The following is a 6766-nucleotide window of genomic DNA, read 5'->3' on the forward strand; positions in this document are numbered from 1 at the left end:
TTCGCAAACCGGCTCGCGGCCCTCGATTACACGTCGGGCCTTCCTGCACTGCACATGCGGCCGCGTCTGCGCGGCCGGGGGACACCCAAAATGAAATCTGCTCTGCGCGCCTATGGCGCCCTGTTCGTCCTGGCTCTGCCCGCCGCGGCGACCGCTCAGACCACCGTCGACTCCGTCATCGTCACCGGCCGCGCCAACTCTGAAGATCCCGCCGTCGTCGCCGAAGCCCGCCAACGCCTGTCCGAAACCCCCGGCGCCGTCTCGGTCATCGCCTCAGAATCCTTCGAGGACCGGTTCGCCCTGGCGCTGGATGACATGTTGCGGGACGCCCCCGGCGTGTTCGCGCAGAAGAAGTGGGGCGGCGACACTCGGCTCTCGATCCGGGGATCAGGCATCGGCAACGCCAACCACAATCGCGGCCTGCTGATCGCCCAGGATGGCCTGCCCCTGAACGAGGCCGACGGCTATGGCGACAGCCAGATCGCCGATCCGCTCCTGACCCGGCATCTGGAGGTCTATCGCGGCGGCAACGCCCTGCGCTTCGGCGGCGCGACCCTGGGGGGTGCGATCAATATGGTCACCCCCACCGGCAAGACCGCGACATTCGACAATCGCCTGCGCCTCGACGGCGGCGCGTTCGGCATGCTGCGCCAGCATGTGGCCGTCGCGCGCACGATGGGGCCGTGGGATGGGTTCGTCGCCGCCACCAATCAGACGGGGCAAGGCCCAAGGTCGCAGAGCCAGCAGAACATCCAGTTTGGCAGCCTGAACATCGGGCGGGAGCTGGGCGAGGGCGAGATCCGCTTCACGTTCAGCGGCGCGCACATCAAGCAGGAGATCAATGGCGCCCTTACCGCCGCGCAGTTCGCCGCTGATCCCCGCCAAACCCCCGCCGGCAACCTCGCGAACGACTATGGCCGTGACCTTCGGGCGGTGCGCGGGGTCATCAGCATCCAGCAGCCCCTGGGCGAGTCCGTGAGCTTGTCAGCCGGGACCTACGCCATCTGGAAGGAGCTGGATCATCCGATCTTCCAGGTCATCGACCAGGAGAGCCGCAACTATGGCCTGTTCGCCCGTCTGGACTGGGACGGGGAAGTCGGGGGTCGGCGCGCCGACGCCTATGCCGGCGCCTGGGGTCGCAGCGGTGACCTCGACTCGCAGCTTTTCGCCAACATCGCCGGCGCGCGCGGCGCCCTGCGCTCGATCTCTTACCAGAACGCCCAGGCGATCGACGTGTTCGCCGAAGGACGGTTGTTCCTCAATGAGCGTCTGGCCCTGGTGGCGGGGGGCGTCTATGGGCGGGCTGAACGGGACTATCAGAGCCTCGCCGTGCCAGGCGTCGCGGCGACCTTCGACCTCGACGAGAGGCGAACGTTTGAGTGGTTTGCCCCCCGTCTGGGCCTGCTCTGGGAAGCGCCCGACGGCGTTCAGGTTTTCGCCAATGTGACCCGGTCAGCCGAACCGCCGAACTTCGGCTCACTCTCGCCCAGCGGGATCGGATTTGCGCCGGTGGAGGCTCAGGAAGCCGTGACTTTCGAGGTCGGGACCCGAGGTCGTCGGGGCGGCCTGACCTGGGACCTCACCGTCTATCACGCTGAACTTGAGAACGAGATGCTGCAGTTCAGCGTCAGTCCCGACCGGCCGGCGACCACCTTCAACGCCGAGGAGACCTATCACCGGGGCCTCGAGGCCGCCGTCGACTGGCGGTTCGCCATGGCCTGGCGCCTGCGCCAGACCTACACTTGGTCGGACTTCCGGTTCCGTGATGACGTCCAGTATGGCGACAACCGCTTTCCCGTGGCGCCGGAGCATTTCTACCGCGCCGAGCTACGCTACGAGGCGCCGGCCGGCTGGTTCGTGGCCCCGTCCGTGGAGTGGTCGCCCGAGGGCGCCTGGGTCGACTTCCGCAACACGCTGAAGTCGCCGAGCTACGCCGTCGCCAATCTCAATATCGGTTGGACGGCGCCCAATGGGATCAGTCTGTTCCTTGATCTCCGCAACCTGACCGACGAGGCCTATGTCTCCAACGTCCAGCCCGTGATCCTGGCCGGGCCGACCACAGCCGCCTACTGGCCCGGCGACCGCCGCTCGGTCTTCGCCGGCCTCGTCCTCGACTTCTGACCCGCCCTCCAGGCCTTCCAACCGATCGGCGGCGCGCCCATCCTGGCGCCCGCCGCTCACCCCTTCACCGCCGGGCCGCCCCTGGCCCATTCGTTCCGGAGTCCACCATGAGACCGCTTCTCCTCCTCGCCCCCTTGGCCCTGCTGATCGCCTGCAGCCCCCAGCCAGCCGCCGACGCCGTGGTCACGGTCACCGACCCCTGGTGCCGCCCCGCCGCCGCAGGCGTCGGCGCCGTGGGGTGCTATGTCGCCCTTCAGGCCAGCGCCAACGACCGTCTCGTCGCCGTCTCAAGCCCCGCCGCCGGGCGTGGAGAGATCCACACCATGTCCATGGACGATGGGATCATGCGGATGCGTCAACTCCCCGAGGGCCTGGCCCTGCCGGCCGGAGAGCCGGTCGCCCTGCGCCCCGGCGCGGAGCATCTGATGCTGATCGGCCCGACGGCGGCCCTCGACGAGGGCGGCGAGGTCAGCCTGACCCTGACCTTCGAAAGCGCCCCAGCCCAGACGGTGAGCGCCCAGATCAGGTCTGCGCCGCACGGCATGGCTCACTAGGGCGATGGTCGCCGCCCCCCGCGCCGACCTGGACTTCGTCCAGCCGGCCGGGGGAGATGACCGCCTCAGCCCGCGGTTTCGTCGGCGGGGGCCGCCCGTCGCCGGACGGCGCGGCTCGCCTCGTACCAGGGACGCGACCGGTTCACCAAGGCCACCAGGGTCAGCATGACCGGCACCTCGATCAGGACGCCGACCACCGTGGCCAGCGCCGCCCCGGACTGGAACCCGAACAGGCTGATGGCGGCGGCCACGGCCAGCTCGAAGAAGTTGCTGGCCCCGATCAGAGCTGAGGGCCCGGCCACGCTGTGGATCTCGCCCCACGCGCGGTTCAGCAGATAGGCCAGGCCGAAGATGAAATAGGTCTGGATGATGATCGGCACGGCCAGCAGGGCGATGACCAGGGGCTGGGCCAGGATCTGCTCCCCCTGAAAGGCGAACAGCAGGACCACCGTGCCCAGCAGGGCGGCGATGGCCACGGGCTGAACCGCCGCCAGGAAAGCCTCCAGCCGCCCCGAGCGGATCAGCCAGGCGCGCAGGACCTGCGAGATCGCCACTGGCGTGAGGATATAGAGCGCCACCGACAGCAGCAGGGTCGCCCAGGGCACGATGATCGCCGACAGGCCCAGCAGCAGCGCGACGATGGGCGCAAAGGCCACCACCATCACCGTGTCGTTGAGCGCCACCTGGCTGAGGGTGAACGGTGCGTCCCCCTTGGTCAGGTGGCTCCAGACAAACACCATGGCCGTGCAGGGCGCCGCCCCCAGCAGGATCAGGCCGGCGATGTAGGACTCGATCTGCGCCTCAGGCAGCAGGGGTCGGAACAACCAGCCGATGAACACCCAGCCCAGCAGGGCCATGGTGAAGGGCTTGATCGCCCAGTTGGCGAACAGGGTCACGCTGATGCCCCGCCAGTGCGCCGCCACGCCGCCCAGGGCGCGGAAGTCGATCTTCACCAGCATGGGGATGATCATGGCCCAGATCAGCAGGGCGACGGGCAGGTTGACGCTGGCCACCTCCAGGGCGGCGACTGCCTGGAAAACGTCAGGAAACAGCTGGCCAAACGCGATGCCGACCACGATGGCCAGGCCCACCCAAAGCGTCAGATAGCGCTCGAACACCGACATGGACGTCACCCTCCCAGACGGCGACCTCGCCGCGAGGCGATCCCTCTATCACAATTCCAGAATTACGGAATATTGGCTTTTACGGCGTCCCCGAAGGACGCCTCAATCCCATTCAGGATTGGTAGGCCGGGTGGGGGTCGAACCCACGACCATTCGATTAAAAGGCGAACGCAGCTTATTGAAATTATGTGGGCGCGCCAGACTGTTCGAGTTCCGTTCACCCCTTGCAAATGCCTGCCAAAACGACCGAGTCTGACGATATGAACTGTGGCGCTTGGTCTACGAGGGGGCTGTCAATTGCTCGCAGGAAAAACGGTTCTGGTGCTTGGAGCGGGGGCGAGCGTCAAATTCGGCTTTCCCACCGGCGACACCCTTAAGAGCACGTTACGCAGCTACTTGAGCCTTCGGTTCGATTTCGGCCACCAGGTTGCAGGCGATCGCGAGTTCGGGAACTACCTCCGCTCAAAGCTGCCGAGTGAGGCTGAGGCCTACGTTGAGGCGGGCCACAGGATAGCGTCTGCCCTGCCCGCGTTTCTCTCGATCGATGAATGCCTTTGGACGCACTTCAGCGACACCAAGATGGTCCAGGCAGGAAAGATGGCCATTGCAGCGATTATCGCCGACTTCGAAAGCCGCTCATTCATTGCAAAGCTTTCTGGACGAGCCGATGAGGCGCAAGCGGCGAATGAGGCACTAACCTCTCACTGGCCGCATTTGGTTGCGCAGATCCTTATCAGCGGGCTACGCCGGGAAGATGCGGAGAAGGTTTTCGAGAACCTGAGCATCATCTCGTTCAACTATGATCGATGCGGTGAAGCGGCGATCGCCGCTAGCGTTGCGCGCGGACTGAGGATTTCTTTAGAGGATTCGGCCGCCATTATGGGGCGGACACTCAAGGTTTTCAGGCCTTATGGCGGTCTAGGCCCGCCGGCCAATTTCGGACGCATGAACCCCTGGACCGCAATCGAGGCGGCGGGTGGGATCAAAATATACACGGAAAAGCTGGATGATCGGCCAGACATCAAGCTGATGCGCCAGGCGCTTGGCGAAGCTGACTCGATAGTTCTGCTCGGGTTCGGCTATCACAGTCAGAATATGCAGCTCCTGCAAGGTACGCGGCACAGCGTGGCCAGTGTGTACTCAACCTTCAAGGGGGAGACGCCACCTCGCATTGACGCATTCGTAGCCAAGGCTAAGGCGGCCTTTCAGGCCCGAGACGTGCTGCACTCGATCGACGCCGACTGCGAGCAAACGCTCCACCACTACAGACCGGCCCTCATAGCGTAGGTGGGGCTTCGTGGGGGCGCACCAAGAACTCCCAGGGCTCACCAGAGCCACAATCTCGGGGGCCATCAGGGTGTTCAAGGGCTTAGCCGGACGACCCGAAAAACCGGATGCACGCGAACGCCGTTCGCGGGGCTTGGCCGTTGACTCCGATGTTCTCCTGTCGTTCTCATTTCGCCATGCCCTCCCCCAAGCCCCCTCGCCCCCTGGCCGCTGAACCGCCACCCCTGCCCGCGGGCTTCCCCGGCGGCTATGTCCGCATCATCGGCACGGTCGGCGAAGGCGGCCGGGTCACCCTGCATCGTCCGCCGCCGCCGCCCAAGCCGTGAGCTTGCCCGCGCCCCTCGACACGGACGCAAGAACCACCCGGAATTCCGTGAGGCCCACTCGACCTATCGGCACGACACCCCCGAGGTCCAGGTCGACGCTCGGCAGTACCCGAACTACATGCTGCCCCTGTTCCTCGACTTCGTGGATCAGATCTGGATCCCCAATCACGCCGAACGGTATTTCGGCGAGCGGGCGCCCGACGCCCTGCCCTACCTTCCGAGGCTGCTGCCCTCCCTCGGGGCTCGGCCGGCCCGGGGCTTGGCGCCGAAGCAGCGGGGGATTCCGGCCCGCCCGAAGCCCACTGAGACCAGCTGACCGATCAGGCTGGGCGAAGTTGCCCTAGCCCCAAACGCAAAAGGCCCGCCGCCTCGGATGAGACGGCGGGCCAGGTTGCCGGACGAGAGGACGGGGGCGTCCGGGGTTCAAATCACCAAAACCTCCACCACGGCCGCAGACGCCGCGCCCGCGCCTCCGCTTGCCGCGCCTCCAACGCGTGCTCGGCGTCGTGGATGGCCACCGCGGCCGCCCGGGCGCCGTCGCAGGCCACCAGCTGCACGCCGCGGGTGGCGTAGCCGATCTCCAGGTCGGCCTGGGTTGGCTCCGCCGGCAGGCGGTAGAGTCCGCAGGACGCCCGGGCCTGGGCGGTCATCTCAATCTTAGGGCTGTCCGCAGCCGTCGAGATGAGGCGCTGTCCCGCACAGCTGGTCGTCATGAGCGCGCAGGCGATCAGCCCGGGCAGGATCCAGGGGCGCATCGGCGTCCTCCGCTTGAATGGCGGCCCGCTCCAGGGCGCTGAGCACCTGTCGCTGGGCCAGGGACTGCTGGTGAAGGGCCTCGGCCAGGCCGGCGGCCAGGTTGGCCCCCTCGCCCGCCAGTTCGGCGCTGACGGCCTGGTCCTGAGCCGTCTCGATGGCGGGCGCGGCGTCTCGCCGGCCGGCCAGGAAGACCAGGGTGAGCATGGCGAGCGTCGCGGCGATGATCAGGGCCATCAGCCCCGCGACGATCAGCTGTTCGGGCTTAGGGCGGCCAATCACAGCCAAAGCCCCTGCTGGATCTCCGACCCGGCCTTCCCCGCCTGGGTCAGCACCTGCCGGCGCATCCGCGGGGCGAAGCTGATGTGCACCACGCCCCGGCTGGTCTCCAGGATCAGCTGGTCGAACTTGATGCCGCTGTCGCGGATCCGCTTGGCGGTCTCGTAGGGGCTTAAGGTCCCGACCACGATGTCGGCCGCATGGCCCTGGGCATGGTCGGAGGTCTTCACCCCGCCCACCGCCGCGTTCACGGCCGGGTTGCGATAGGCCGAGGTGACGGTGATCGGCCGGTCGCCCAGCAGGCTCCGGACCTTCTCCAGAT

At 66.9% G+C, this 6766-nt stretch carries 8 protein-coding genes; 4 read left to right on the top strand and 4 right to left on the bottom strand.

The features are described 5' to 3' along the window. Nucleotides 1-90: 90 nt before the first annotated feature. Together Q8K84_RS06465 and Q8K84_RS06470 are read left to right on the top strand one after the other, a co-directional pair. The gene (locus tag Q8K84_RS06465) at nt 91-2121 is read left to right on the top strand and encodes a TonB-dependent receptor domain-containing protein (protein WP_305281796.1); all 2031 of its coding nucleotides are present in this window, start codon (nt 91-93) and stop codon (nt 2119-2121) included. A gap of 107 nt (nt 2122-2228) precedes the next feature. Next, complete coding sequence (locus tag Q8K84_RS06470; RefSeq protein WP_305281797.1) at nt 2229-2675, top strand: copper chaperone PCu(A)C; 447 nt, start codon at nt 2229-2231, stop codon at nt 2673-2675. Between the two features lie 65 nt (nt 2676-2740). Here Q8K84_RS06470 and arsB read toward each other — a convergent pair whose 3' ends face one another. Further along, a complete protein-coding gene (gene arsB, locus Q8K84_RS06475) occupies nt 2741-3799 on the bottom strand; it encodes an ACR3 family arsenite efflux transporter (protein ID WP_305281798.1) in 1059 nt (352 codons plus the stop codon). Nucleotides 3800-4096: 297 nt separating this feature from the next. Between arsB and Q8K84_RS06480 the strand changes: the two genes are divergently transcribed. Beyond that, nucleotides 4097-5086: a hypothetical protein gene (locus Q8K84_RS06480; RefSeq protein WP_305281799.1), complete on the top strand. Its 990-nt coding sequence runs from the start codon at nt 4097-4099 to the stop codon at nt 5084-5086. A 249-nt stretch (nt 5087-5335) separates the two neighbouring features. Continuing rightward, nucleotides 5336-5728, top strand: coding sequence for a hypothetical protein (locus tag Q8K84_RS06485; protein ID WP_305281800.1), 393 nt, complete (start codon nt 5336-5338; stop codon nt 5726-5728). Nucleotides 5729-5840: 112 nt separating this feature from the next. Here Q8K84_RS06485 and Q8K84_RS06490 read toward each other — a convergent pair whose 3' ends face one another. The 3 genes from Q8K84_RS06490 to Q8K84_RS06500 all read right to left on the bottom strand — a co-directional run. Continuing rightward, nucleotides 5841-6062 carry a hypothetical protein gene (locus Q8K84_RS06490; RefSeq protein WP_305281801.1) on the bottom strand — a complete coding sequence of 74 codons (222 nt, stop codon included), beginning with the start codon at nt 6060-6062 and terminating at the stop codon, nt 5841-5843. Nucleotides 6063-6069: 7 nt separating this feature from the next. Next, complete coding sequence (locus Q8K84_RS06495; protein ID WP_305281802.1) at nt 6070-6447, bottom strand: hypothetical protein; 378 nt, start codon at nt 6445-6447, stop codon at nt 6070-6072. Continuing rightward, nucleotides 6444-6766, bottom strand: a 323-nt coding sequence (locus tag Q8K84_RS06500; RefSeq protein ID WP_305281803.1) for a D-Ala-D-Ala carboxypeptidase family metallohydrolase, incomplete at its 5' end; no start/stop codon positions are given. The genes Q8K84_RS06495 and Q8K84_RS06500, both read right to left, overlap by 4 nt.

It is taken from the genome of Phenylobacterium sp., assembly GCF_030679875.1.
Lineage (GTDB): Bacteria > Pseudomonadota > Alphaproteobacteria > Caulobacterales > Caulobacteraceae > Phenylobacterium.

Coding starts and splice junctions, on each gene's coding strand:
- Q8K84_RS06465 (WP_305281796.1), top strand. CDS start 91: ATGAAATCTGCTCTGCGCGCCTATGGCGCCCTGTTCGTCCTGGCTCTG.
- Q8K84_RS06470 (WP_305281797.1), top strand. CDS start 2,229: ATGAGACCGCTTCTCCTCCTCGCCCCCTTGGCCCTGCTGATCGCCTGC.
- arsB (WP_305281798.1), bottom strand. CDS start 3,799: ATGTCGGTGTTCGAGCGCTATCTGACGCTTTGGGTGGGCCTGGCCATC.
- Q8K84_RS06485 (WP_305281800.1), top strand. CDS start 5,336: ATGTCCGCATCATCGGCACGGTCGGCGAAGGCGGCCGGGTCACCCTGC.
- Q8K84_RS06490 (WP_305281801.1), bottom strand. CDS start 6,062: ATGACCGCCCAGGCCCGGGCGTCCTGCGGACTCTACCGCCTGCCGGCG.